Origin of the sequence: Streptomyces sp. ATCC 21386, from assembly GCF_018728545.1 — a bacterium.
In the GTDB taxonomy this organism is placed as follows: Bacteria; Actinomycetota; Actinomycetes; order Streptomycetales; family Streptomycetaceae; genus Streptomyces.
Window position 1 is genome coordinate 8712816 of the sequence record NZ_JAAVVL010000001.1, and the last position, 25456, is coordinate 8738271.

Genomic DNA, 25456 nt, shown 5'->3' on the forward strand with positions numbered 1-25456 from the left:
ACACCTTTGTCCAACGGTTCTCTTACTCTCCCGGGGCATGATCCACTGCGCTGGGCGTTTCGTCCGTCACCGGTGAAGATCCACGTCGCCGCGTGGAGATGGCGGCCGGGTCCGGCGGGGATGCAGCGCCGGTCCGGTGAACAGGGCGTGGCCGCGCCGCGCCCTGTGGGCCCGCTTCCTGCGCCCACACGACCCGAACCCCCCATCGACCTTCGAATATGCGATCACCAGGGCCTTCTTACCTGTGATCCGGCTCTCAAGCCCTTCCGGTTCCTGCATCCTCCTGACGTATGGTGACGGAACGCCTGTAGCTACACGTGGGGACCTTTGGCGGCATATACGCGCTGAAGGTCTCTTTTGTGTGCGGAACCACCTGTGGGCGCGCCCCCACGTGCGCCGTCCCGAACTGCAAGGAACAACCATGGCGTCCAGCCTGACGAAGGACTCGGCCGGCCGGGGAACCCCGGGCACCGAGGGCACCTTCTTCGGCCACCCCCGCGGACTGGCCACACTCTTCATGACCGAGATGTGGGAGCGATTCTCCTACTACGGAATGAAGGCACTCCTCCCGCTGTACCTGGTGGCCTCCAGCGGCCTGAACCTCGGTGCGGCGACCGCGATCACCATCGGCTCGGTGTACGCGTCACTGGTGTATTTGCTCACCCTGCCCGGCGGATGGGTCGCGGACCGCTTCCTCGGCCCTCGCAGGGCGGTGGCCCTCGCGGGCCTGGTCATCATGGCGGGACATCTGACGCTGGCCCTGCCGTCGGCCGGCACCTTCTACATCGGCCTGGCGCTCGTCGCGATCGGCTCGGGCCTGCTGAAGGCCAACATCTCGACGATGGTCGGCCACCTCTACGACGGCCCCAACGACCCGCGCCGGGACGGCGGCTTCACCCTCTTCTACATCGGCATCAACGCGGGCGCCTTCGCCGCGCCGCTGCTCATCGGCACCGTCGGCGAGAAGGTGAACTGGCACCTCGGGTTCGCTCTGGCCGCGCTCGGCATGGGACTGGGTCTGGCGCAGTTCCTGATCGGCAGCCGCCATTTGAGCGAGCGCAGCGAGATCGTCCCGACGCCGATGTCGGCCGAGGAGAAGTCGGCCATCCTGCGCAAGGGTCTGCTGTGGCTGGCCGTCCCGGTGATCTTCTACGCCGTCGTGGGCTTCGCCGGCCTCTACACCCTCAACTGGGCGATCATCCCGCTCACGGTGATCGGCCTGATCATCCCGATCTGGGTCATCGCCCGCATCAAGCGGGACCGTGCCCTGGACTCCGTCGAGCAGTCCAAGATGTCGGCGTTCATCTGGTTCTTCGTCGCCGCTGCGGTCTTCTGGATGATCTACGACCAGGGTGCCTCGACCCTGGCGATCTTCGCCAAGGAGTCGGCCGACAACACTGTGCTCGGCTGGGAGTTCCCGGTCTCGTGGTACCAGTCCCTCAACCCGGTCATGATCATGGCGGCGGCGCCCGTCTTCGCCTGGTTGTGGGTGTGGCTGAACCGGCGGGGCCAGGAGCCCAGCACGATCGCCAAGTTCGCCACAGCGCTGCTGCTGATCGGTGCGTCCTTCTTCCTCTTCCTCGCCCCGCTGGCGATCGCCGGGGATGGGCAGAAGGCCGCCGCGTCGTGGATCGCCGCGATCTACTTCGTCCAGACCCTCGGTGAGCTGACGCTCTCCCCGGTGGGTCTGTCGGTCACCACGAAGATGGCACCGGCGAAGTACGCCTCCCAGATGATGGGAGTCTGGTTCCTCGCGGTCACCGCGGGCGACTCCGTCACCGCGCTGCTCTCCAACCCGGCCGTCGGCGGCGTCAACCTCGATCGGAGCGGCTTCGTCGCCGTCGAGGCCACGCTGGCGGCGATCGCCGGTGCCGCACTGTTCCTGTACCGCGGCAAGGTCAAGCGGCTGATGGGCGACGTCCGCTGACGTCGACGCCTTCGCGGGGCCCGGCTCGCCAGGAAACGAGACGTGCCGGGCCCGCGACGCATCACACGCACGAGCCGTTCATGAGGGCTACTTCCTCCGCGTCTCCACTCCGCCGCCCATCAGGAAGTTCTTGAAGCCGCAGCGCACGGTGGACGTCTTCTTCGGCGCAGCCCAGTCGCCGTACAGCGTCCACTGAACCACGTGTTCCCGGGCTCCTTGCACCTGTTCGCAGACGATCTTGGCGCGGTGCTGGTTCAGCGCCTTGCCCCTACGACTCCTCCAGCATTCGGAATAAGCTTCGGGCCGCCCCAGCTTGTCCAGTTGGAAGTACGCCTTGCACTTGTACCTGACCGGCGCGGCCTCAGCGGGCCCCGCCGTGGACAGGTACAGGCCCGCCATCATGAGTACGGCCGCACACGTCCCGGCCGCTGCCCGCTTCACCCGGATCATTCGTTCCTCTTTCGCACGCCACTCGGCAACGGATGGCACCACCACTACCACCGGCCTGTTCTCCCGACGGACAGCCCGTTGCCTCGATCGTCTGCGTGCCCTGGGAATCCCGAGGGTTCAGGGCTGCCGCAGCACGTTCAGGTGTCACCCTTTCGGGTTCGGCCCGCCGCGGCCTCCGAAGCCTCCGTCTGTGTGTCCGTATCGGAGGTGAACCACGGCAGGGGCGCGGATGTCGTGCGTGGGGAGGGTGGCGGGGTACGGGGCTGGGCGTGGGCGGCGGTGGTGGGGCCCGGGGTGGGAAACCAAGTGGGGAGTCGGGGTGTGCGAGGTGTCCGTCGCTTCGCGTCGAGGGACATGTGGGCAGGGCGTAGCCGGTCCACCACCGCCATGCCGATCCGGAACAGCGCGGCGGGCACGACGAGGCAGAGCATCAGCCAGAAGAGGGTGACGCCCCAGGGGCGGCCCACGCTCCACGTCTGCTCGGTGAGGACCCTCCCGCCGTACTTGAGGGAGACGGTGTAGTCGCCGTGGGCCCCGGCCGCGAGGTCGACGGGCAGGGTGATGCGGGCCTCGCCGCCCGGCCGGACCGTGCCGCGCCACCGCTGTTCCTCCCAGCGCGGCGCGAACACGCCGTGGGAGGTACCCACCTGGAACACCGGGTCCTTCACCGGGGAGGTGCCGACGTTGCCGACGGTGAGAACCAGTTCACGGGCGGGCGGCGCCCCGAACCAGGTCAACAGGCCGCTGGAGCCCGTCAGTCGGCCGTCCGTCAGCAGGGACAGCCGTCCGCCGGCCGCCTCCCGCGGCAGCGGCTCGACCGAGTGCCCCGCGACCCGGAACGCCGCGTCGGCCTCGGACTTGGGGCCGGTGATGGTGGAGACGTGCACGACGCACGGGCACGGCACCGGGGGCTCCGCCACCGGCAACTCCCGGCGGAACGCGCCCTTGTCGTCGACGGTGACGGCGCGTCCGTCGGCGTTGGCACAGGAGTCCGTGCCCCCGGGCACACCCCTCGACGGCGTCGACCGACCGCAGATCAGCACCATCAGGATCGCCTTCGGCCGCCAGCCACCGCCGGTCACGGTGACCGAACCACCGGTCCCCGCCTCCGACTTGGACAGCTTCACGGTCTGCTCTCCCGCGGCCGCCCGGGCCGGTGCGGGGCCGTCCACGAGGGGTGCCACAAGCCCCAGGGCGAGGGCGAGCACCACCACCGTGGGCACCCGTACGCACGACGTCGGGATCCGCCGCCTTCTCGTCACGTTCGGCTCCCGTCAGCGACGTACCGCCTGGTTCCTGCGCGTCACCCACAGCACGCCTGCCGTGCCCGCGAGCAGCACCGTGCCGCCGAGCGTGCCGAGGGCCACCGCCGAGTCCAGGGGCCCGGTCTGCGGCAACTCGCCTCCCGATCCACCCGAACCATCGGAACCACCCGTACTGCCCGTACCGCCCGTGGTACTCGACCCGCCCGAGCCACCCGTGTCGGACCCGCCCCCGGAACCGCCCGCGGCGGTGACGTCGAGGGTCAGCGACGGCCCGGGGTCGTTGCCCGGCGTGCAGGTGGTCACCGTGCCGAGGGCCTTGATGGTGAGCACACCCGCCGTGAACTCGACCTTGCCGGTCTCCTTCGGGGTGTACGTGCCGCTCAGGTCGTTGATCTTGATCGGGACGTTGGCCGGGATCGCCTCCTGGTTCGCCGGCCCCGTCACCGTGAGCGTGCCGCTCTCCGCACCGCCCAGTTCGATGGTGGCGCTCGGCGTCATCGCGCCCTTGCCCAGCTCGACCGGGCTGGACGAGACACCCTTCTGCCACGACATCGTGATCTTGTAGCCGTCGCCGCTCTCGACGCCCTTGATGTCGATCGGCGACACCGCGGACTTGTCCCCGATCGGCGTCTTGCAGTTGTACTCGACGTCCACGACCTCGGCACGGGCCATCGGGGCGGCCATCAGCACCGCCGAGCCGGCCAGGGCCGCGAGGGTCGCGAGCGCGGCGGTTCGTTTCTGGTACGTCCGGTACGACACCTCGGCACCCCACATTCTGACGGAACATCAGATCGGCGGCTCAAGGTACGCCGGGGGCCTTGGAGAAGGAAGACACGCGCAAGTGTCGGATGTGTGTCGACGGCTTCGGCGCGGACCTCCACGGCCGCCCGCGGTTCACAAGAAAAAGGGCGCGGCTACGCGGGTGCGCCCAGCTCCGCCCACACCGTCTTCCCGGCCGCCCCGGGGGCCCGTACGACTCCCCAGTCCAGGCAGAGCCGCTGCACGATGAACATCCCGTGTCCGCCCGGCCGTCCGGCCCGGTGCGGTGTGCGCGGCGCCGGGCTGCCCGTCCCCCGGTCGGACACCTCGATGCGCAGCACCTTGTTGTCGCACCCGATGCGCAGTTCGGCGGGACCCCCGGCGTGCAGGCAGGCGTTGGTGACCAGTTCGGAGACGACCAGCAACACGTCCTCGGCCGCGGCCCGCTGGTCCGCGGTCGCCGCCGGCAGCCACCCCCACGCGTACAGCGCCTGGCGGGTGAAGTCACGGGCGAGCGGCACCACGCCGCTCTCGCCGTCGAAGCCGAGTCGACGGGGAAGCCGGCTCGCGGCAGCGGCCTCGGGCGGGTCTCCGCCCGGCACCCCGGAAGCGCCGCCGGCACCCGGTTCCGGGCCGCGGTCGCCCGGCGAGAACGGCCGGGTGGTGCTCATCAGCGCTTCACCTCACCGATTCACCAGTTCACGATTCAGGACTTGTCACAGGACTTATCAAGGGTGCGGGACGAAGACCCGCGGTGCATGCCGTTCTCTGCAGTCATCCGTTGCGCCATCCGTACTTCCGTCACACCTCGCGGTGCACCCGTGCCGCCGGGCCGGGACCCGGTCGTATCCGGGTCACCACCGACGCGTTCAGGATGTCTCCTGCCCGAGCGAACCGTCAGAACACCCACGTTTTCGGCACAGAACCTGTGACGCGAATAACCCGACGACAGGGGTGCGACACCCGAGGGCGCCCCGGAACGCATGAGCGGCGGAGGCCGCCGACCCGCCGCCGTCGACCCTCACGGTCGACGGCACCCGTGACGGAGGTCACGGGCGGACCGGTCGGCGGCCCTAGTCACCCAGGGCGGCCTCGAGGTTGTCGTGGACGGTGAACACCGCGTCCGCCCCGGTGATCTCGAAGACCCGCGCCACCGCCGGGAGCATGCCCGCCAGATGGACGCCGCCGCCCGCCGCCTCCGCCCGGAGTCGAACGCCCAGCAGGACGTTGAGCCCGGTGGAGTCGCAGAACTCCAGGCGTGAACAGTCCACCACCAGACGGGCGAACCCCTTGTCCAGGCAGCTCTCGAGTGGCTCACGCAACAGATCGGCGGTGTGGTGATCGAGCTCACCCGCCGGGGTCACGACGGCGCTGGGGCCCTCTTCCCGCACCTCGACCCGTAGTCGGCCCGACTGTGCGCTGCCGACCGTCCCACGGTCCATGCCGTCTCTCTCCCGACCGTCGTGACTGCTGACTCGCTCTCGAACACTACGCCTTCTCCACACTCCCCGACACCCGAACAATCGCCCACAAAGGGACATTTCGCCACAGGAGGCACTTGCGACGACCTCGGGAAACCGGGTAGGGCTAGTAGTGACACCAATCGACACGGCCGGCTTTGGAGGCGCCGCACACCGCAGTGCACGTATTGGCATCGGCGGCCATATGCCGAGAACGATGGAGGACATCATGTCACCCCGGCTCGACGAATCGCATACCCAGAGGGCGACGTCGGCATCCGCCCCGGAAGAGACGCAGGACGACCTCGCCCACCATCCGGGCGACGCGCTCGCCGACCTCCCGGAGATCCCCCCGTACGACGAGGTGGGACCGGTGGACGCACGAGCCCTGTCCAAGACCCTCTTCGAGCGGCTCGAATCCCTTGAGGAAGGCACGTACGAGTACTCGTACGTCCGCAACACCCTGGTCGAACTCAACCTGGCGCTGGTGAAGTTCGCCGCCTCCCGGTTCCGCTCGCGCAGCGAACCCATGGAGGACATCATCCAGGTCGGCACGATCGGGCTCATCAAGGCGATCGACCGCTTCGAACTGAGCAGGGGCGTCGAGTTCCCGACGTTCGCGATGCCGACGATCGTCGGCGAGATCAAGCGCTTCTTCCGCGACACGAGTTGGTCCGTGCGGGTGCCGCGCAGACTCCAGGAGCTCCGGCTCGACCTGGCCAAGGCCGGTGACGAGCTCGCTCAGAAGCTCGATCGCGCTCCGACGGTGGGAGAGCTGGCGGAGCGCCTCGGGCTGACGAACGACGAGGTCGTCGAAGGCATGGCGGCGTCCAACGCGTACACCGCCTCGTCACTGGACGCCCAGCCCGAGGAGGACGACTCCGAGGGCGCCCTGGCGGACCGGATCGGCTACGAGGACCATGGCCTCGAAGGCATCGAGTACGTCGAGTCCCTGAAGCCGCTGATCGCCGAACTGCCGCCGCGCGACCGGAAGATCCTGTCGCTGCGGTTCGTGGCCGGCATGACACAGTCCGAGATCGGGGACGAACTGGGCATCTCCCAGATGCACGTGTCCCGATTGCTGTCGCGCACGCTGGTGCGTCTGCGCAAGGGGCTGACGCTGGAGGAGTGACCGTCCGTCGCGACGGAGATCGAAGTCGGCCGGGTACGGCGGGAGTTGCGACACTCCTGACGTACCCGGCCGAACCGTTCCCGGCCCGACCCCTGTCTCACCCCCTCTCACCCCCTTACCGCAAGAAACCCCTTCCCTTCGGTTCACCTTCAGCCACTATGGTCACGCGCCAGACTGTTCGGTATGCCGGAAGCCGACGGGTGGCCACGGGGGTGCGAGGAGGCACGAGGATGACTCGGGCTCGGGACGAGCGCCCCGGCGGCGACGACGGCCACGAGGACCACCGGAGCACCGGCGCGCCGGGCGCACGCCCCGACGACGTGTCCGAGCACCGGCACGCGAACGCGTCCGACACCCGGCTCACCGCGCTGTTGCGTTCCGACTCGCCGACCGCGTACGCGGCCCTGCGCGAACTGCGTGAGCGCCACCACCCCTCGGTCCTCGCCTACGCCCGGCTGTGCGCCGCGAGCGAGTCGGCGGCACGGGAGCTGGCCACCCAGGCGTTCACGGTCGCCACCAAGGAGACGGCCCGAGGCGTCGAACCGACCGTCCCCTGGCGCCACCGGCTGCTCCTGCTGGCCGCGCGGGTCGCCGCCGGCTGGGCCACCGGCGGCGGCGCGACCGGTCTCTCCCCCGCCCTGCGGGTCGTGCTGGACACGACGGGCCCCGGCGGCCGGGTCCCGCCCCTGCTCGCGGCGTTCGAACTGCTGCCGTCCCGGCCGCAGGGCCTCATCTGGTACGGCCTCGTGGAGCGGGAACCGGACGACCGTACGGCCGTCCTGCTCGGCCTCACCCCCGACGACGTCAAGTACAAGCGGGAGTCCGCGCTGCACTCCCTGCGCGAGGCCTGTCTGCGCGTGCGGCTGGCCGCCTCCGACGACCCGCGCTGCCAGGACTTCCGCCGGCTGATCGAGGAGTCCGTACGGCCGGACACCCCTCGCCACAGCACCGATCTGCAGGCCCACATGGAGCACTGCCCGTACTGCTCCGGCGCGTACGAGGAGCTGTGCGCCCTGCGCGACAGCCCGCGCACGACCCTCGCGGAGGGGTTGCTGCCGTGGGGCGGTACGGCGTACACGCGGGGCGCGACCGGGACGCGGGCCGAGGGTCCCGTCGGCGCCCTGGACGGCACGGGGGCGCGGGACGACGGGCTCAAGGCCCGGGGCGGGACCGGGGCTCGGGACGGGGCCGGTGAGCGGGGCAGTGCGGCGGAGGACTGGGCAGCGGCGGGGACGGAGACGGGCTCGGCAGCGGCGGCCGAGGCGGTGGCCGAGGCTTGGGCCGCCATTCCTGCCGGCCCTGGTACCGGTACCGATTTCAGTTCCGGTGCCGGTTCGTCTTCGGGTTCGGGTGCCGTTCCGGGTTCGGGCGGCGGCTCCGGTGTCGGTGGTGGGGAGCGCGCGGCGAGCGGCGCGGGAGCGGTTGCCGCGGCCGGGTCGGCCGGGTCGGCCGGGGTGTGGCTCGGGTCCGGTGTCGATGGCCAAGGCGGTGCGGGGAGCGGTGCCGGCCCCGGGATCGGTGCCGGACTCGGTGGCGGAGCAGCAGGAGAGAGCGGCGGTGGAGCGGCCCGGAGTGCGGGCTGGATCCGGTCGTCGCCTTCGAGTGGCGGGGAGGACGCGGCCGGGGCCTCGGGGTCCCAGTGGTCGTCGCCGCGTCGGATCGCGTTGACCTCGGTGGCGCTCGGCGTGGCGTTGGCGCCGCTGTTGGCGTTCCTGGTGTTCTCGGGGTCGGTCGGCTCGTCGTCAGACGACGAGGCGGGCTCCGGCACCACGCCTGCCGTGCCTGCGCCGAGCACGGTGACCCCGACCGTCCCGCCGAGCCCGACACCGTCCCCGACCCCCTCCGAGACCGCGAGCCCCTCGAAGCCCCCGCGGAAGGAGAAGCCGACGCGCAGCCCGAGCCCGAGTCCGTCCGACACGGGTTCACCGACGCCGTCGCCACCGTACGGAGGGCCGCTGAGCGGCGCCTACACGCAGGTGGTGAACGTCGCCTCGGGGCTGTGCCTGGACATCCGGGGCGAGTTGGCGAAGGGCACCGACGTCGTCACGGCCAACTGCTCCTCACGCGCCACCCAGCGCTGGCGGCTCGACTCCGATCGTGCCGCCCTCCAGTCGTTCGCCGATCCCGACCTGTGCCTGGACAGCCGTGGCGCGGTCGACGACGGCGTGGGCATCTGGGAGTGCGACTCGCTCGACGGCGACAACGGCGACAACCTCAGGTTCGAGGTCGACTCCCGGGGGGCGATCCGCCCGGCGATCGCGGGGCGGTTCGCCGTGACGCCGGACGCGCTCGGTTCCGTCGGCTTCGCCGTGGCGTCGGGGCGCGACGGGCAGCGGTGGCGGGCCGGGGCCGGACCGGCCCCTTCCTGAGACCGTCCCCAGAAGGCGACCGGGGCGGTCCGGGACCGGTCAGACGACGCGGACGCCCCTGCGCCACACGGCCGTGACCAGGGGCACTCCCGGCCGGTAGGCGAGGTGGACGTGGCTCGGCGCGTCCAGCAGCGCGAGGTCAGCGAACGCGCCCGGCGTGAGGCGGCCGATGTCGTCGCGGCGAAGCGCCCTCGCGCCCCCGGCCGTGGCCGACCAGACGGCCTCGTCCGGCGTCATCCCCATGTCCCGCACGGCGAGCGCGACGCAGAAGGGGACGGACGAGGTGAAGGACGAGCCGGGGTTGCAGTCCGTGGAGAGAGCGACGGTGACGCCCGCGTCGAGGAGGCGCCGGGCGTCCGGCCACTCGGCGCGGGTGGAGAACTCGGCGCCGGGGAGCAGCGTGGCGACCGTACGGCTGTTCGCGAGGGCGTCGACGTCGGCGTCGGTGAGGTGGGTGCAGTGGTCCGCGCTCGCCGCGTCCAGTTCCACGGCGAGGCGGACGCCGGGGCCGTAGGAGAGCTGGTTGGCGTGGATGCGCGGGTGCAGGCCCCTGGCCCGGCCGGCCGTGAGGATCGCGCGGGCCTGGTCGCCGTCGAAGGCGCCCTTCTCGCAGAAGACGTCGATCCAACGGGCGTGCGGGGCGCAGGCGTCGAGCATCTCGCCGGTGACGAGGGCGACGTAGGCGGCGGGGTCCTCGGCGTGGTCCGGGGAGACGATGTGGGCGCCGAGGTAGGTCACCTCGTCCGTGTGCCGCGCGGCGATGCGCAGAGCCCGTGCCTCGTCCTCGACGGTCAGGCCGTAGCCCGACTTGGTCTCGAAGGTGGTCGTGCCCTGGCGGAGGGCCTCGCCGAGGTAGCGGGTGAGGTTGGCCTCCAGTTCCTCGTCGGTGGCGGCGCGGGTGGCGGCGACGGTCGTGCGGATGCCGCCCGCGCTGTAGGCCCGGCCGGACATACGGGCGTTGAACTCGGCGGTCCGGTCGCCCGCGAAGACGAGGTGGGAGTGGGAGTCCACGAAGCCCGGGATCACCGCCCGCCCACCGGCGTCGACGCGATTGTCAGTGGCGGGTGCTTTGCTTTGATCACCGGTCCACGCGATGCGTTCACCGTCGATGACGACGGCCGCGTCCTGGATCAGTCCGAGGGGGGAACCGTCGCCGAGGGAGGGGTCGTTGGTGACCAGGGCAGCGATGTTGGTGATGAGCGTGCTGGCGGTGCTCGCCGAGTGGGCGGGGCTGTCGGTCGTCGGGCTGCTCATGGCGTCCTTGGTTGCCTGGTCGGCGGTCGGGTCGGGTTCGGGAGCGAAGTGGGGTTCGCGGACGGAGTCGGGTGCGGGGGCGGGGCGCCCGCTCGTGCCGCCGGGGGTCATCCGCGCAGTGCGGCGACGGCGTCCGCGAGGGCTCTCGGCACATCCGGCACGAGCGCGTGCGCCCCGTCCCGTACGACGTGCCGACCTCCCACCACCGTGTGCGACACGTCTGCTGCCGACGCGGCGAATACAGCCGTCTCCGCCCCGAGCCGTGGAAGCGGCCCCGCTGTCCTGACGGAGTCGAGCGCGATCGTCGTGAAGTCGGCGAGCGCTCCCGTCTCCAGGGTGCCGGCGTCGTCCCAGCCGATCGCCGCGTGGCCGTCGGCCGAGGCCGCCCGCAGCAGGGCGGCCGCCGTCCAGTGTCCCCGCGTACGGGTCCGCAGCCGCTCGTTCAGCTCCATGGCCCGCGCCTCTTCGAGCAGGTCGACGACGGCGTGGCTGTCGGAGCCGAGGGAGAGCGGGGAGCCCGCCCGCTGCAGGGCGACGGCCGGTCCGATGCCGTCCGCGAGGTCCCGTTCGGTGGTGGGGCACATACAGGTGCCGGTGCCGCTGCCGCCGAGGAGGGCGATGTCCTCGTCGGTGAGGTGGGTGTTGTGGACGCCGGTGGTACGGGGGCCCAGGACGCCGTGGTCGGCGAGCAGCCGGGTGGGGGTGCAGCCGTGCGCCGCGTGGCAGGCGTCGTTCTCCGCCGTCTGCTCCGACAGGTGCACATGGAGCGGGGCCCGCCGCTCCTCGGCCCACCGCGCCACCGTCGCCAACTGTCCCGCCGGCACGGCCCGTACGGAGTGCACGGCCGCACCGATCCGTGCGTGATCCCGGTCCTTGAGAACTGAACAGCGTTCGGCCCAGGCCTCGGCCGTGCCGTCGGAGAAGCGGAGCTGGTGGGGGTCGGGGGCCTTGCCGAAGCCGGCGGAGAGGTAGGCCGTGTCGAGGAGGGTGATCCGGATGCCCGCCTCGGCGGCGGCCTCGATCAGCGCCTCACCCATGGCGTTCGGGTCGGCGTACGGCGTGCCTCCGGGGGCGTGGTGCACATAGTGGAACTCGCCCACGGCCGTGATCCCGGCCAGCGCCATCTCCGCGTACACGGCCCGCGCGAGCGCGTGATAGGTGTCCGGGGTCAGTCGGTCCGCCACCTGGTACATGACCTCGCGCCAGGTCCAGAAGGTGCCCGAGCCGACCTGGACGGTGCCGCGCAGGGCCCGGTGGAAGGCGTGGCTGTGGGCGTTGGCGAGACCGGGCAGCGTCAGGCCGCGCAGGACGACCGCGCCGGGGGGCGGGGTGGGCGTCTCCGTGCGGACGGCGGTGATACGGCCGCCGGAGCGGTCGGAGTCACCGGAACCGCCCGAACCACCTGAGCCGCCGGTGGTGGTGACCGTGAGGGTCACGCCCGGCTCGACGTCGGTGCCGAGCCAGGCGTGTTCGAGCCAGTAGGTCGTCTCCGTCACCTGCGGGCCAGCCCTTCCAGTACGTCGGCGAGCGCGGTCACCCCGGCCAGGCAGTCGTCCTCGGCGGCGTGCTCGGCCGGGGAGTGCGAGACGCCCGTCGGGTTGCGTACGAACAGCATGGCGGTCGGGACGGTCCCGGAGAGGATCCCGGCGTCGTGTCCGGCGCCGGTCCCGAGCACCGGCACCTTCAGGTCGGCCGTGTCCCGGCCCAGGATGCGGGCGATCTCGTCCCGCAGGGCGTGTTCGAACTCGACGACGGGGGTGAAGGACTCCCGGACGACGTCCAGTTCGACGCCGTGCTCGTGGGCGACATCACGGGCCGCCTCCTCGATCGCGCCGACGACCGTGTCCAGCGTCGTCTGGTCCTCGGCACGGGAGTCGAGCCAGCCGCGTACGAGGGAGGGGATGGCGTTGACGCCGTTGGGCTCGACGGAGATCTTGCCGAAGGTGGCGACGGCTCCGGCGAGCCGGGCCTCACGGCGGGCCGCGAGCACGGTCTCCGCGTACGACAGCATGGGGTCCCGGCGGTCCACGAGCCGTGTGGTGCCCGCATGGTTGGCCTCGCCGCGGAAGTCGAACCGCCACCGGCCGTGCGGCCAGATGGAGCTGGCGATGCCGACGGCGTCGCCGGAGAGGTCCAGGGCCCGTCCCTGCTCGACGTGCAGTTCGACGAACGCGCCGATCCGTGCGAGCCGTTCCGGGTCCGGGCCGATGCCCTCCGGGTCGTACCCGGCCGCCTCCATGGCCCGCGGCAGGGTGACCCCGTCCGCGTCGGTCAGCCGGCCCGCCTGCTCGACGGTCAGGTGCCCGGCGGCGAGCCTGGATCCCACGCAGGCCAGCCCGAACCGGGCGCCCTCCTCGTCGCCGAAGTTGACGATGGCGAGCGGCTTGTCGAACCGGGCGCCCCGGGCGCGCAGTTCGTCGAGCGCGGCGAAGGACGACACGACGCCGAGGGGGCCGTCGAAGGCTCCGCCGTCGGGCACGGAGTCGAGATGCGACCCGGTGACGACAGCGTCCCCGGCGGCGGGGTCGCCGAGCCAGGCCCACTGGTTCCCGTTGCGGTCGACCTCGTAGTCCAGCCCCCGGTCCCGGGCCTGCTCCTCGAACCAGGCCCGGCAGTCGGCGTCGGCCCCGGTCCACGCGAACCGGCGGTATCCCCCGGACTCGGAGTGCCGCCCGATGGGCCTGAGCTCCCGCCACATCTGGTGGAAGGAGGCACCCTGCGCGAGGGGCGCTCGCCCAGGCTGTGGACGGTCGTTCCGCTGGGCGACGGGGGTGTCCCCGCTCGAACGGAGTCGAGAGTCGGGGAGGGTGGGCACGGCCGGGTCCGCGGGCGGCGACGAGGCCTCGGACCCCGCCGAAGCGCTGCCGCCACGCCTCCCTTCGCTCCGGGTCACGCGTCCTCGCCCTCACCCTCGCGCATCGGCACCCGTACGCCCCGCTCGTCGGCGACGGACTCCGCGATGTCGTACCCGGCGTCCACGTGCCGGATGACGCCCATGCCCGGGTCGTTGGTCAGTACCCGGCGGATCTTCTCGCCGCCCAGCTTCGTGCCGTCGGCCACGGTCACCTGGCCTGCGTGGATGGAGCGGCCCATGCCCACGCCACCGCCGTGGTGCAGGGACACCCAGGACGCCCCGGAGGCCACGTTGACCATCGCGTTCAGCAGCGGCCAGTCGGCGATCGCGTCGGAACCGTCGAGCATGGCCTCGGTCTCGCGGTAGGGGGAGGCGACGGAGCCGCAGTCGAGGTGGTCGCGGCCGATCGCGAGCGGCGCGGCCAGTTCCCCGGAGGCCACCATGTCGTTGAAGCGCTCGCCTGCCTTGTCGCGTTCGCCGTAGCCGAGCCAGCAGATGCGGGCCGGGAGGCCCTGGAAGTGGACGCGCTCGCCCGCCATCCTGATCCAGCGGTGCAGGGACTCGTTCTCGGGGAACAGGTCGAGGATCGCCTTGTCGGTCTTGGCGATGTCGGCGGGGTCGCCGGAGAGGGCCGCCCACCGGAAGGGGCCCTTGCCCTCGCAGAACAGCGGCCGGATGTAGGCGGGGACGAAACCGGGGAAGGCGAACGCCCGTTCGTATCCGGCGAGTTGTGCCTCGCCACGGATGGAGTTGCCGTAGTCGAAGACCTCCGCCCCGGCGTCCTGGAAGCCGACCATGGCCTCGACGTGCCGGGCCATGGACTCGCGGGCGCGCGTGGTGAAGCCGGCCGGGTCCTTGGCCGCGTACGACGCCATGTCGTCGAAGTCGACGCCGACGGGCAGGTAGGCGAGCGGGTCGTGGGCGGAGGTCTGGTCGGTGACGATGTCGATGGGTGCGCCCATGGCGAGGAGCCGCGGGACCAGGTCGGCGGCGTTGCCGAGGACGCCGATGGACAGGGGGCGGCGGGCGTCACGGGCCTCGACGGCCAGCTGGAGGGCGTGGTCGAGGGAGTCGGCCTTGACGTCGAGGTAGCGGTGCTCGATGCGGCGCTCGATGGCGCGGGGGTCGCAGTCGATGCAGAGCGCGACGCCGTCGTTCATGGTCACGGCGAGGGGCTGGGCACCGCCCATGCCGCCGAGGCCGGCGGTGAGGGTGATCGTCCCGGCGAGGGTGCCGGAGAACTTCTTGGCGGCGACGGCGGCGAAGGTCTCGTAGGTGCCCTGGAGGATGCCCTGGGTGCCGATGTAGATCCAGGAACCGGCGGTCATCTGCCCGTACATGGTCAGCCCGAGCTGTTCCAGCCGGCGGAACTCCTCCCAGTTGGCCCAGTCGCCGACGAGGTTGGAGTTGGCGATGAGGACACGGGGGGCCCACTCGTGGGTCTGCATGACGCCGACGGGGCGGCCGGACTGGACCAGCATGGTCTCGTCCTGCTTGAGCGTCCTCAGGGTGCGGACCATGGCGTCGAAGGAGCGCCAGTCGCGGGCGGCCTTGCCCGTGCCGCCGTAGACGACGAGCTTGTCGGGGTGCTCGGCGACCTCGGGGTCGAGGTTGTTCTGGAGCATGCGCAGGGCGGCTTCCTGCTGCCAGCCCAGGGCGCTGAGTTCCGTACCGCGCGGGGCTCGAACGGGGCGGGGTCCTGACACGGTCTGCCTCCAGCTCTATACAGCAACTATTCACATCCTTACTTACTGAATAGACCTAGTCAATACGCCTGTAGGGCCAGCGGTGGCGCGCCGTGGATGTTTGGCTGGACACACTGGCCCTGTGGGTGCGGACGACGACACGGCAACGGGGGACGAGATGGGAGACGTGACGAACGGGACCGAAGGGGAGCGGCCCGCCGGTCGGCACGACGAGGAGGAGGCCGAGCGCACGCTGCGCCTGTTCGACACCGACGGCGAGCGGGCCGCGCGGCGGGACGAGGCGGTACGGGCGGCGGTGGAGCAGGGGCTGCTGGGCCCCGGCGAGCCGGTCGTGGCCCTGCTCGACGTGACCGGGATCCGGGCGTCGGCCGGGGCGCTGCGCCGGGCCTTCGACGCGGTGACGGCGCCGGGGACGCCGGTGCTGCACGCGTTCGCGGTGAAGGCGACGCCCCTCGTGCCCGTGCTGCGGCTGCTGCGCGAGGCGGGGATCGGCGCGGAGGTGGCGAGCGCCGGGGAGCTGGCCCTGGCGCGGGCGGCCGGGGTGCCGCCGACGCTGACCGTGCTCGACTCCCCCGCCAAGACGCCGGCCGAGCTGCGGGAGGCGCTGGCGCTGGGCATCGCCGTCAACGCGGACAACCCGCAGGAGCTGGACCGCATCGACGCGCTCGTCCGGTCGGCCACCACCCGCTCGCCCCTCGGCATCCGGGTGAACCCGCAGGTCGGCGGTGGCGCGATCGACGCGCTGTCCACGGCGACGGCGACCTCGAAGTTCGGCGTGGCGCTCCGGGACGAAGACGCCCGGGAGTGGGTCGTACAGGCGTATCTGGAGCGGCCGTGGCTGAGCCGGCTGCACGCGCACACCGGGTCGCAGGGGATCCCGCTGTCGCTGATGACGCGCGGGATCACGGAGGTGTACGAGCTGGCGGAGGAGATCAACCGGCGGATCGGACGGCGGCAGATCGACACGATCGACATCGGCGGCGGACTGCCGGTGAACTTCGCCTCGGAGACGGCCACACCGACGTACGAGCAGTACGCGCGGCTGCTGGCGGAGGCGGTGCCGGGGCTGTTCGACGGGCGGTACGCGCTGGTGACCGAGTTCGGCCGGTCGCTGCTGGCGAAGCACGGGACGGTCGTCGCCCGGGTGGAGTACACGAAGAGCGCGGGCGGGCGAGCCATCGCGGTCACCCACGCCGGGGTGCAGGTGGCGACCCGGACGGTGTACGCGCCCGGGTCCTGGCCACTGCGGATCGCCGCGTACGACGCGAAGGGCCGCGTGAAGGAGGGGCCGCCGGTGCCGCAGGACGTGGCGGGGCCCGCCTGTTTCGCCGGGGATCTGCTGGCGCAGGGGCGTTCGCTGCCGTTGTTCGAACCGGGGGACTACGCGGCCGCGCTGGACACCGGCGCGTACTACTTCGCGCACCACTACGCGTACAACTCCCTGCCCCGGCCCGGGATCTACGGGTACGCACCCGGGGAGGGGCGGATGCGGTTCGCGGTGGTGCGGCGGGCGCAGACCGTGGAGGAGATCGTGGCCGAGGCGGGGGGAGCGGAGCGGTCGGGGCTGCTGAGCCTCTGACCGGCGCCCACCGGCTCGCGCTTGTGCAGGGCTTGCTCGCGCCCCAAGTTCGCAAGAGCTCCCTCTCGCACGCCCCTCGCGCCCCTCAGAATGGTGAATGCGAGGCGTTCCGTCCGCGCCCGCCATGCGCGTCGGCCGCATAGGTCCACCTCAGCGCGCCGGGCCCGTCCCCGGGCCCAACAGCGGTGAAAAGCAGGCAAGTCGACCCACCCTAGTCACCTGTCCGCATGTTCCGCCGGAAAATGCCAGATCTCTCACCCCTCGCGCACACGTTGCGTAGCGTCTGCGTCACTCAGCCGAACCGCAGGCAGGAGGGGAGCCACGGTGCCCGGAATCGACGAGTGTCTGGTGGAAGCCATGAGGCTGCCCGGTGCCTTGGGCGCCGCGGTGGTCGACTGGACCAGCGGACTGGCGCTGGGCACGGTCGGGGAGGCACCCGGCGGTGACCACGAGACGACCGCGGCGGAGGCGGCGGAACTGGCGCGGCTCGCGGCGGAGCACCGGGCGTTCGCGCCGGAGGAGGGGTCCGACTGGTCCGGGGCGGACCTGCCGGTCGAGGACCTGATCGTCAGCAACCGGGACACGTACCACGTGCTGCGGTTCGTGCGGACGACGTTCGACAGCAGCGTGTTCCTGCACCTGTGGCTGGCGCGTACGGACGGCAACCTCGCGCTGGCCCGGATCCGGCTCGGCGAGATGGCCGGACGGCTGGTGCTGGCATGAGCGTGATCACCACACCGGCGCCCCCGCTGCCCGTGCGCGGAGAACACTTCCGGCAGGCCGTCTCCCCGATGCTGAGCCGGCTCGCCGCCGAGCGGGCCACCGGCGTCCTGCTGCGCGAGAGCGGGTCGCTGTACCTGTCCGAGGGGAAGGTCGTGCACGCCGAGAGCCCCCGCTCCCCGGGCCTCGACGTCCTGCTCGCCACCGGCGGCATCCTGGACTCCGACGGCTGGCGGGAGGCGGTCGACACGGCCGGGGCGGGGCTGCGGGTCGGGCGGTTCCTGGTGGACAGCGGCCGGGTCGCCCGGGGCGCACTGGAGCTGTGCCACGCGGGCGCGCTCTTCGACGCGGCGTACTTCGTCCTCGGCCCGAGCAGCGCGCCGGCCAGCTTCCGTTACGGGGCCGCGCACTGGCTGGGGCCGATCCGGCCGGTGCCGGTGGCCACCGTGGAGCGCGAGGCCCGGCGCCGCCGCGACCTCCTGCACCGCATCTGGCCCGACCCGGCGACGGACGAGGCTCCCCTGGTCAGAGCGGTCGGCCCGGACGCACCGCCGGTCCCGGCCCGGCAGGGAGCCGTGCTCGGCCAGGTCGACGGCTTCCGCACAGCCTCCGAGATCTCCCGGAGCCTGGGGCGCCCCGCCTTCCACACCCTCGTGGACGTGCGAAGACTGGCGGCGGCCGGCCTCATATCCACGGCCCGCCGCGGCCCGGCCCCGGCACCGCCGACCCCCGCAGGGCGGGCCGCTACACCACCGGCTCCCACAGGACCGGACCCCGCCCCCGCCGCCCGCCGGGAACGCGCCTCCGCGACCCACCCGAGCCTCACCCCCGCCCGCCCGCCGGGCCCTCCGCCACCACCACCCGGCCCGGACCACTCGCCGATGCCCCACCCGGACCACCTCGTGCCGGTCGAGTCGGGCCACCCCGCGCCGCTCGACCCGCACCGGCTCCCACCGGCCGACCCCGGCCGTCCGAGCCCGCTCGCACCGCCCGCACCCGGGCACCTCAACCCTCTCGTCCCCAGGCAACCCGCACCGTCCGCCCCGGGCCGTGATCCCTCGGCCGGGCTCACGGCCGGTGTCGAGGCGGCGCACCTCACCCCACCTTGGCCGCTCACCACCCCCGACCCCGACGTGGCTCTACTGCAAAGGCTCAGGGATGCGCTGGAGGCCCTTTGAGCGGCAGCGGGAGCGTCCCGCCGAGAGGAGACTGCTGATGGCCGCGGAGGCCGAAGTCCTCGACGAACTGCACCGGTTGAGGGCCCGTGTACCCCAGTTGACCGGCGCGCTGGCGGCCAGTGTGGACGGGCTGGTCCTCGCCCACGACACCCCCGGGGTGGAACCCGAGGGCCTGGCGGCGCTCACCGCGGCCGCGCTCGGCGTCGCCGTACGGATGACGGACGCCGCCGGCCGGGGCGATCTCCGTGAACTGCTGCTGCGCGGCGACCAAGGCTATGTGGCGACGTACGCGGCGGGTTCCTCCGCCGTACTGACGCTGCTGACCCAGGACCGGGTCAACGTGGGCCGGCTGCATCTGGAGGGCCGCCGGGCGGGCGGCCGGATCGGCGAACTGGTGGATGCCCTGCCACGGCCCGACGAACAGCCCGCGGCGGGCGCCAGGTCGGCCACCAGGAACGCGGCCCGGTCCGTGGCCAGAACCGCCAACGGAGCAAGTGGCACCAACGGGACCACGGCCGCGGCCTCGCCCCAGGCACCGGCCAAGGCCACGGTCAGGTCGACCATGCCCCGCCGGACGCCCCGTGCCACCACCCCACGCCCCACCCCCCGAACCACTCCCAACACACCTACCACCAGTGAGAGTTGAAAGGACACCGCACACCATGACCAACACCGAGACCGCGCTGAAAGAGGCCCTCGCGTCCATCGAGGGCGCGACCGGCGCCGCCCTCGTGGACTACACCAGCGGCATGGCACTGGGCACGATCGGCGGCAGCAAGGGGTTCGACCTCACCGTCGCCGCCGCCGGCAACACCGACGTCGTCCGCGCCAAGCTGCGCACCATGGAACACCTCGGCCTCAAGGGCGAGATCGAGGACATCCTGATCACCCTGACCGACGCGTACCACCTGATCCGCCTGATCACCGGGCGCGGCGGCAACGGCCTCTTCCTCTACCTGGTGCTCGACGCCAAACGCGCCAACCTGGCCATGGCCCGGCACCAGTTGCGGCGGATCGAGGCGGAGTTGGAGGTCTGACCGCCCTGATCCGACGGCCGTGATTCCGATCGGCCCGGTACGACGGCTCCGGCGGCGCCCCCCCCACCCGGGGAGCGCCGCCCGCGCACACCTCGGCTACCGTGTCCGACCTCGAACGACAGGGGGAGGGTGACCGTGGGAAGAGCGGTACGGGGGACGGTGGTGGCCCAGTTGGTCCTGCTTGCCGGGGTCCTGACAGGGTGCTCGGAGCCGGCGCCGGACGGCCACGCGAAGCCGTCGGCGAGCACCACCGGGGCGGCGACCGCCGGAGGAAAGGGCACCGCCGAGGACGCGGGCGCCGCGAAGAGCGGCGGCAATGTCGGCCCGGCCGGTTCCGCCTGCCCCCTCCCGGTCACGTTCGACACGGCCGAGGAGTGGAGGCCGGAGGCCGTCGAGACCGGCACGCCCGGCGACGACGGCGGTTCCGAGCAGGACGAGCTCGCGGCCGAGCTGGCCGAGGGGCTGCTGCGGCAGGGCCCGTTCACCGCCGCGTGCGAGATCGACGCCAAGCCGGCCGGGAACATCGGCTTCATCCGGGTCTGGACGGGCGAGAAGGGAGCCGGGGAGGGCGACGCGGAGGCGCTGCTCAAGGAGTTCGTGGCAGCCGAGGGGGACACCAGCGAGGCGAAGTACAGCGCGTTCACCTCCGACTCCGACGTGCGGGGCACCGAGGTCGAGTACCTCTACACCAGCGAGGCGCTGGACGAGACCAAGAAGGAGCGGGCCTTCGTCGCCGTCACGCCGGACGGGCCCGTCGTCGTCCATCTCGGCGGCCTCGACACACAGGAGCACGAACAGATGCTCCCGGCGTACGAGCTGGCCAAGCGGACACTGAGCACGACCTGATCGCCCTCCCTGCGCCGAGAACCGGCCGCGCAGGCATCCACGGCCCGCGACCGGGCATGAGTCTCCCGGACGGATCACCGACCGGGGGAGGTTCTCTTGTCCACCGCCGAAGGCACCGCCGCGACACCCGCGCCCGCCGAGGAGACCGGCCTCAAGCGGGTGCTCGGCCCCAAGCTGCTGATCCTCTTCGTGATCGGCGACATCCTCGGCACCGGCATCTACGCGACCACGGGCAAGGTCGCCGGGAAGGTCGGCGGAGCGCTCTGGCTCCCCTTCGTGATCGGCTTCGTGGTGGCGATCCTGACGGCGGCGTCGTACGTCGAACTGGTCGGCAAGTACCCGAAGGCGGCCGGGGCGGCGCTCTACACGCAGAAGGCGTTCAAGCTGCCCTTCCTGACGTTCATCGTCGCCTTCATGGTGATGTGCTCCGGCCTGTCCTCCGCGAGCGCCGCCGCGCGTGCCTTCAGCGGTGACTATCTCGACGAGCTGACGAACGGGGCCCTGCCGCCCACCCTCGTCGCCATCACCTTCATCGTCCTGCTGGCCGCCCTGAACCTGCGGGGTGTCTCGGAGTCGGTGAAGACGAACGTGGTGCTGACCCTGGTCGAGCTGACCGGACTGCTGATCATCCTCACGATCGGCGCCTGGGCGGTGCTGAGCGGCGACGGCGAGCCGTCCCGGCTGACCGAGTTCGAGGCGAGCGGTACGGGATACGCGCTGCTCACCAGTGTGCTCGGCGCCACGGCCCTCGGGTTCTTCGCCTTCGTCGGGTTCGAGGACTCGGTGAACATGGCGGAGGAGACGAAGAACCCGACCCGGACCTTCCCCCGCGCGATCTTCATCGGGGTGGCCGTGACGGGCACGATCTACGTGCTGGTGGCCCTGGTGTCGTCGCTGCTGGTCGACGCCGGGACCCTGGAGGGCTCCAGCGGTCCGCTCCTCGAAGTGGTGAAGGCCGGCGGGGTGGACTTCCCGCACGAACTCTTCGCCCTGATCGCCCTCTTCGCGGTCACCAACTCGGCCCTGATCAACATCATGATGGCCTCCCGCCTCTGCTACGGCATGGCCAACGAACGCATCCTCCCGCGCGGCATGGCCCGCGTCCTGCCCCGCCGCCGTACGCCCGTCGTGGGCATCGTCTTCGTCACCCTCCTCGCGATCGGCCTGGTCTCCACCGGCGAGATCGAGGGCCTCGGCGACACCACCGCGTTCCTGCTGCTCTGTGTCTTCGCCGTCGTCAACATCACGGTCCTGGTCCTGCGCCGTGACCGCGTCGACCACGCCCACTTCCGGACGCCGACGGCCCTGCCGGTGCTCGGCGCCCTGACGGCCCTGATCCTGGCGAGCCCGCTGGCCGACCGCCCGGCCGACGTCTACATCCGCGCGGGCGTGCTCCTGGCCATCGGCATCGCCCTGTGGGCGGTGAACAAGCTGGTCCTGCGCACACGCGGCGAGTAGCGCCCGCACCGCCCCACCGGAGCGCGCCTCCGCGCCCCCTCCCCGACGACCGGGCGAGCCCCTCTCCCCGCCGTCGTCGGGCGGCGGCCATACGCCTGTCGGCCACCCCTGGTCCTACGCCCGTCGGCCGCCGCCGGGCGCCGCGTCGCCCGCTTCGATGCCCGTGAGCCGGTAGCCGGGCACCCGCTTGCCTGCGGGGCGGCCGGCCCGTGCGGACAGCCAGTCCACCCGGACCCAGAAGAGCTGCCCGGCGGCACGTTCGCGGCGGCCGAGCCAGGCGGCCTTGAGCCGGAGGCCGGTGCCGAGGCCGGCGAGGAGCAGCCCGCCCGCCGCGGGAAGGGCGAAGGACGAGCCCAGGGCGGCCGCGAAGCCGAGCAGCAGCCACCAGCGGTGCCCCCGGCGCCAGGCGCGCAGCGTCACGGCACGGTCCTGGAGGACATCGTGCTTGCCGGCGCGCACGCCCTCCCGCGCGGGCGCGAGATAACGGCCGCGCCCCACCCAGGCCACCACGGCGGCCGCGACGATGAACACGGCGGCGCCCGCCAGCACCCCGATCCTCCGCCCGGTCAGCCCGGACGGCAGGACACCGATCCCGGCCGCGAGCACTCCCAGCCACCACAACGGCGCCGCCCCGGCCCGCACCACGACGGCCACCCGAGCAAGCCCCTGCCCTCCGCGCGCCACGCTCCCCGCCTCCCCTGAACTCAGGTCGTACGACAGTCGCGGGCACGCTAGCGGGAGAACGTGAAACGCGCCTGAGAATCGCGAACCTCGGCCGATCGCGCGGGCTGTTCCACGACGCGGACTACTCCACGAACAGTCCCCGGGTCGCGGCCTTCGCGTCGAACTCCTCCAGCCGGGCCTGGGCCTCCGGCAGGTCGTCGCACATGGCTTCCAGAAGCACCCGGCCCAGCAGCATGGGGGCGCAGGCCGTGTCGAAGGCGAGCCCGGTGCCGACGGCGGCGGGCAGCAGCAGGTCGGAGACCTTGGCGACGGGCGCGAACGCGGAGTCGGCGACCGTGACGACGAAGAGCCCCGCCTCCTTGGCGTACGCCAGGGTCTCGACGACCTCGCGGGGATGCCGAGGCAGCGCGAAGCAGAGCAGCGCGGTCGCGCCCCCGCGCACGGCCGCGTCGACGCGGTCGTGGAGCATGCTGCCGCCCTCGTGCAGCAGCCGCACGTCGGGGTGGACCTTGGCGGCGAAGTAGGCGAACCCGTACGCCTGGGACGCCGCCGCCCGCAGCCCGAGCACCGGCAGCGGCCGGGACGCGGCCAGCAGCCGCCCGGCCCGGGCCACCGGGGCGGGGTCGGCGAGCATCTCGGCCAGGTGCCGCAGGTTCTCGATCTCGGCCTCGACGGCCTGCTGGTACTCGTTGTACGCGGTGGTGTCCGGGGCCGGCTCCGCGGGACCGACGTCCCGCAGGTGCCGGCGCAGCGCCGGGTAGCCGTCGAAGCCCAGCGCCACCGCGAACCGGGTCACGGAGGGCTGGCTCACCCCGGCCAGCTCGGCCAGTTCCACACTCGACAGGAACGGCACGTCCGCCGCCCGCCGCACCATGCTGTGGGCGATGCGCCGCTGGGTGGGCGTCAGCCGGTGCCCCTCGAAGAGCGTCTGCAGCCGCGCGGCGGGACCGTCCGTCCCGCCCGTGCCCTTGTCCGCGCTCATGACGCGCTCCCCCTCAGTGGGTTCGCCTGGACGTCCGTCCAGATCTCGGTGAACCGATCGAGCAGTACGGCCGCCGCGCCCACGTCCGCCGTCAGCGGCCGGTCGGCCGGGTCCGGGTCGAGCACGGCCTCCGCGAGTTCCAGCGCGCGCCCGACCGGCAGCCCCGGGTCCGGCCGCAGGTCCCGCTGACGCAACGCCCGTACGGCCGCGACGAGTTCACAGCCGACGACGAGCCGGTACGCGCCGCACGCCCGCAGCGTCTGCCGGGCGGCGAGCGAGGCGAAGCTGGCCTGTTCCTCGACGCCCCGGGAGAGTACAGCGTGGCCGAGCGACGCGGGCGCAGAGAAGGCCCGCAGGTCACCGAGGGCGGCCCCGGCGGCGTACTCCAGGATCATCACACCCGAGGAGGCGGGCTCGTGGTCGGCGAGGAAGGGCCGCAGCCGGGTGTACGCGGGCTCGTTGAGCGAGGAGAGCCGGGAGGTCGACAGCCGGGCCACCTGGGTCACGGCGAGCCTGAAGTGGTCCAGGGCGAGGGCGAGTTGGGCCTGGTAGAAGCCGCCGTGGTGGTACGCGGCCATGTCCTCCGGGATGATCAGCGGGTTCTCCGCCGCCGCGTTGAACTCCACCTCCAGGACGCCCTCCAGCGCGTCCGCCGCGTCCAGCGCGGGGCCGTGGATCTGCGGCAGGCACCGGAAGCCGTACGGGTCCTGGATCCGCCCCAGCGGGGGTGTGGGCCGGTCGGCCGCCCCGATCAGCTCCCGCATGCGCCGGGCCACCTCGCGCGACCCCCGGTGGGCGCGCGCGACGTGCACGGGCGCCGCGTACGCCTCGTGCGAGCCGTCCACGGCGAGGAGCGAGAGCGCGGCGACGACCTGCGTGGCCGCGATCAGCCCGCGCAGCTCGTGCAGCGCGAGCGCGGCCTGCCCGAGCGTGAGCGCGTTGCTGCTGATCAGCGCGAGGGCGTCGTTGTTGTCCAGCGGCTGCGCCTCGGGCACGCCGACACCGGGCCCGGGCCCGCCCCCGTACTGCGGCCGCGCCTCCGGCACCCCAGGCACCCCAGGCACCCCAGGCACCCGCCACGGATGCTCCCCCGCCAGCGCCAGCCCCACCTGGGCCAGGGCCGCGATGTCACCCGTCCCCACCGAACCGAACTCGTTGACCACGGGGTGCGCCCCGCTCTCCAGCGCGGCGCAGAGCGCGGTGACCACGGTCGGGCGGAGCCCGGCGCCGCCCGCGAGCAGCTGGTTGGCGCGTACGGCGAGCATGGCGCGCACCTGCCGGGCGGGCAGTTCCTCCCCGATGGCCCCGGCGTGGCTGCGCAGCAGCCGCAGGCCGTGCTCGGCGGCGGCCTCGGTGGGCACGTCCTCGGTGCGGTTGGCACCGACGCCGGTGGAACGGCCGTACACGCGCCCGGCCGCCGCGATCAGCCGGGCGGCCTCCCAGGATTCCTCGACCCGCCGCACCGCCGCCCCGTCGGGCACCGGCCGTACGACGCCGTCGGCGAGCCGGACGACGTCGGCGACCCGCAGCGCCCGCCCGTCGAGGGCGAGGAGCCCGGCCTGCGCGGCCGGCGCGGCCTGCGCGGTGACGGCGGCAGGAGCGTCCGTCGCGCCCATGATCCCAGAGGACATACCCGCAGCCTCCTCAGCCTCGGCGGAACCACATATTCAGACACCGAGAACTCTGCATGAGGCTATGCAGGACGGGCAAGGGCGGCCGGGCGGGAAACGGGGAGAGCCGTACGCCGACTGGGGGGCTAACCCCAGTGCCAGGCGGCTCCCGGCTCCCTACCGTGA

General features: G+C 72.5%; 22 protein-coding genes. 10 read left to right on the forward strand and 12 right to left on the reverse strand.

Going from position 1 to position 25456, the window contains the following annotated elements:
• Window positions 1-421 precede the first annotated feature (421 nt).
• Window positions 422-1927 carry a peptide MFS transporter gene (locus tag GWK25_RS37295; protein ID WP_215455883.1) on the forward strand — a complete coding sequence of 502 codons (1506 nt, stop codon included), beginning with the start codon at window positions 422-424 and terminating at the stop codon, window positions 1925-1927.
• Between the two features lie 87 nt (window positions 1928-2014).
• Here GWK25_RS37295 and GWK25_RS37300 read toward each other — a convergent pair whose 3' ends face one another.
• The 5 genes from GWK25_RS37300 to GWK25_RS37320 all read right to left on the reverse strand — a co-directional run bounded on the left by GWK25_RS37300 (window position 2015) and on the right by GWK25_RS37320 (window position 5843).
• Entirely contained in the window at window positions 2015-2377 is a 363-nt protein-coding gene (locus GWK25_RS37300; protein WP_215455884.1) for a hypothetical protein, read from the reverse strand.
• 137 nt (window positions 2378-2514) lie between these two features.
• Entirely contained in the window at window positions 2515-3639 is a 1125-nt protein-coding gene (locus tag GWK25_RS37305) for a hypothetical protein (protein ID WP_374200665.1), read from the reverse strand.
• A 12-nt stretch (window positions 3640-3651) separates the two neighbouring features.
• Entirely contained in the window at window positions 3652-4416 is a 765-nt protein-coding gene (locus tag GWK25_RS37310) for an LPXTG cell wall anchor domain-containing protein (protein WP_215455885.1), read from the reverse strand.
• A 140-nt stretch (window positions 4417-4556) separates the two neighbouring features.
• Window positions 4557-5072, reverse strand: a complete 516-nt coding sequence (locus tag GWK25_RS37315; protein ID WP_215455886.1) for an ATP-binding protein — start codon at window positions 5070-5072, stop codon at window positions 4557-4559.
• A 402-nt stretch (window positions 5073-5474) separates the two neighbouring features.
• The gene (locus GWK25_RS37320; protein WP_215455887.1) at window positions 5475-5843 is read right to left on the reverse strand and encodes an STAS domain-containing protein; all 369 of its coding nucleotides are present in this window, start codon (window positions 5841-5843) and stop codon (window positions 5475-5477) included.
• Window positions 5844-6090: 247 nt separating this feature from the next.
• On the opposite strand from GWK25_RS37320, the gene GWK25_RS37325 reads away from it, so the two are divergent.
• Entirely contained in the window at window positions 6091-6993 is a 903-nt protein-coding gene (locus GWK25_RS37325; protein WP_215457863.1) for an RNA polymerase sigma factor SigF, read from the forward strand.
• 230 nt (window positions 6994-7223) lie between these two features.
• Window positions 7224-9362, forward strand: coding sequence for an RICIN domain-containing protein (locus GWK25_RS44920; RefSeq protein WP_215455888.1), 2139 nt, complete (start codon window positions 7224-7226; stop codon window positions 9360-9362).
• Window positions 9363-9401: 39 nt separating this feature from the next.
• Here the strand turns inward: GWK25_RS44920 and hutI are convergent, their stop codons facing one another.
• The 4 genes from hutI to hutU are packed head-to-tail and all read right to left on the reverse strand — an operon-like array spanning window position 9402 to window position 15176.
• Window positions 9402-10727 carry an imidazolonepropionase gene (gene hutI, locus GWK25_RS37335; protein ID WP_215455889.1) on the reverse strand — a complete coding sequence of 442 codons (1326 nt, stop codon included), beginning with the start codon at window positions 10725-10727 and terminating at the stop codon, window positions 9402-9404.
• On the reverse strand, window positions 10724-12112 hold the full coding sequence (locus tag GWK25_RS37340; RefSeq protein ID WP_215455890.1) for a formimidoylglutamate deiminase: 1389 nt from the start codon (window positions 12110-12112) through the stop codon (window positions 10724-10726). The genes hutI and GWK25_RS37340 overlap by 4 nt, the downstream gene beginning before the upstream one ends.
• Window positions 12109-13509, reverse strand: coding sequence for an allantoate amidohydrolase (locus GWK25_RS37345; RefSeq protein ID WP_374200666.1), 1401 nt, complete (start codon window positions 13507-13509; stop codon window positions 12109-12111). Before GWK25_RS37345 ends, GWK25_RS37340 begins: the two co-directional genes overlap by 4 nt.
• Entirely contained in the window at window positions 13506-15176 is a 1671-nt protein-coding gene (gene hutU, locus GWK25_RS37350) for a urocanate hydratase (RefSeq protein WP_215455891.1), read from the reverse strand. The genes GWK25_RS37345 and hutU overlap by 4 nt, the downstream gene beginning before the upstream one ends.
• A gap of 157 nt (window positions 15177-15333) precedes the next feature.
• On the opposite strand from hutU, the gene GWK25_RS37355 reads away from it, so the two are divergent.
• The 7 genes from GWK25_RS37355 to GWK25_RS37385 all read left to right on the forward strand — a co-directional run bounded on the left by GWK25_RS37355 (window position 15334) and on the right by GWK25_RS37385 (window position 21994).
• Entirely contained in the window at window positions 15334-16755 is a 1422-nt protein-coding gene (locus tag GWK25_RS37355; protein ID WP_215457865.1) for a diaminopimelate decarboxylase, read from the forward strand.
• Between the two features lie 324 nt (window positions 16756-17079).
• Complete coding sequence (locus GWK25_RS37360; protein ID WP_009327980.1) at window positions 17080-17478, forward strand: hypothetical protein; 399 nt, start codon at window positions 17080-17082, stop codon at window positions 17476-17478.
• Window positions 17475-18653, forward strand: coding sequence for a hypothetical protein (locus tag GWK25_RS37365; protein ID WP_215455892.1), 1179 nt, complete (start codon window positions 17475-17477; stop codon window positions 18651-18653). The genes GWK25_RS37360 and GWK25_RS37365 overlap by 4 nt, the downstream gene beginning before the upstream one ends.
• A gap of 37 nt (window positions 18654-18690) precedes the next feature.
• On the forward strand, window positions 18691-19299 hold the full coding sequence (locus tag GWK25_RS37370; protein WP_215455893.1) for a roadblock/LC7 domain-containing protein: 609 nt from the start codon (window positions 18691-18693) through the stop codon (window positions 19297-19299).
• Between the two features lie 16 nt (window positions 19300-19315).
• Window positions 19316-19690 carry a hypothetical protein gene (locus GWK25_RS37375; protein WP_215455894.1) on the forward strand — a complete coding sequence of 125 codons (375 nt, stop codon included), beginning with the start codon at window positions 19316-19318 and terminating at the stop codon, window positions 19688-19690.
• Window positions 19691-19825: 135 nt separating this feature from the next.
• On the forward strand, window positions 19826-20536 hold the full coding sequence (locus tag GWK25_RS37380; protein ID WP_215455895.1) for a lipoprotein: 711 nt from the start codon (window positions 19826-19828) through the stop codon (window positions 20534-20536).
• A gap of 96 nt (window positions 20537-20632) precedes the next feature.
• Complete coding sequence (locus tag GWK25_RS37385) at window positions 20633-21994, forward strand: APC family permease (protein ID WP_215455896.1); 1362 nt, start codon at window positions 20633-20635, stop codon at window positions 21992-21994.
• Between the two features lie 114 nt (window positions 21995-22108).
• Here the strand turns inward: GWK25_RS37385 and GWK25_RS37390 are convergent, their stop codons facing one another.
• From GWK25_RS37390 to GWK25_RS37400, 3 genes are all read right to left on the reverse strand, one after another.
• Complete coding sequence (locus GWK25_RS37390; protein WP_215455897.1) at window positions 22109-22678, reverse strand: hypothetical protein; 570 nt, start codon at window positions 22676-22678, stop codon at window positions 22109-22111.
• A gap of 121 nt (window positions 22679-22799) precedes the next feature.
• Entirely contained in the window at window positions 22800-23660 is an 861-nt protein-coding gene (locus GWK25_RS37395) for a MurR/RpiR family transcriptional regulator (protein WP_215455898.1), read from the reverse strand.
• Window positions 23657-25291 carry an aromatic amino acid ammonia-lyase gene (locus GWK25_RS37400; RefSeq protein ID WP_374200667.1) on the reverse strand — a complete coding sequence of 545 codons (1635 nt, stop codon included), beginning with the start codon at window positions 25289-25291 and terminating at the stop codon, window positions 23657-23659. The genes GWK25_RS37395 and GWK25_RS37400 overlap by 4 nt, the downstream gene beginning before the upstream one ends.
• Window positions 25292-25456 lie beyond the last annotated feature (165 nt).

Bases quoted from the DNA above. Each gene is read 5' to 3' on its own strand.
- GWK25_RS37400 (WP_374200667.1), bottom strand. From the start codon at position 25,291: ATGTCCTCTGGGATCATGGGCGCGACGGACGCTCCTGCCGCCGTCACC.
- GWK25_RS37355 (WP_215457865.1), top strand. From the start codon at position 15,334: ATGGGAGACGTGACGAACGGGACCGAAGGGGAGCGGCCCGCCGGTCGG.
- hutI (WP_215455889.1), bottom strand. From the start codon at position 10,727: ATGACCCCCGGCGGCACGAGCGGGCGCCCCGCCCCCGCACCCGACTCC.
- GWK25_RS37315 (WP_215455886.1), bottom strand. From the start codon at position 5,072: ATGAGCACCACCCGGCCGTTCTCGCCGGGCGACCGCGGCCCGGAACCG.
- GWK25_RS37365 (WP_215455892.1), top strand. From the start codon at position 17,475: ATGAGCGTGATCACCACACCGGCGCCCCCGCTGCCCGTGCGCGGAGAA.
- GWK25_RS44920 (WP_215455888.1), top strand. From the start codon at position 7,224: ATGACTCGGGCTCGGGACGAGCGCCCCGGCGGCGACGACGGCCACGAG.
- GWK25_RS37375 (WP_215455894.1), top strand. From the start codon at position 19,316: ATGACCAACACCGAGACCGCGCTGAAAGAGGCCCTCGCGTCCATCGAG.
- GWK25_RS37325 (WP_215457863.1), top strand. From the start codon at position 6,091: ATGTCACCCCGGCTCGACGAATCGCATACCCAGAGGGCGACGTCGGCA.
- GWK25_RS37320 (WP_215455887.1), bottom strand. From the start codon at position 5,843: ATGGACCGTGGGACGGTCGGCAGCGCACAGTCGGGCCGACTACGGGTC.
- GWK25_RS37310 (WP_215455885.1), bottom strand. From the start codon at position 4,416: ATGTGGGGTGCCGAGGTGTCGTACCGGACGTACCAGAAACGAACCGCC.
- GWK25_RS37300 (WP_215455884.1), bottom strand. From the start codon at position 2,377: ATGATCCGGGTGAAGCGGGCAGCGGCCGGGACGTGTGCGGCCGTACTC.
- GWK25_RS37395 (WP_215455898.1), bottom strand. From the start codon at position 23,660: ATGAGCGCGGACAAGGGCACGGGCGGGACGGACGGTCCCGCCGCGCGG.
- GWK25_RS37370 (WP_215455893.1), top strand. From the start codon at position 18,691: ATGGCCGCGGAGGCCGAAGTCCTCGACGAACTGCACCGGTTGAGGGCC.
- GWK25_RS37295 (WP_215455883.1), top strand. From the start codon at position 422: ATGGCGTCCAGCCTGACGAAGGACTCGGCCGGCCGGGGAACCCCGGGC.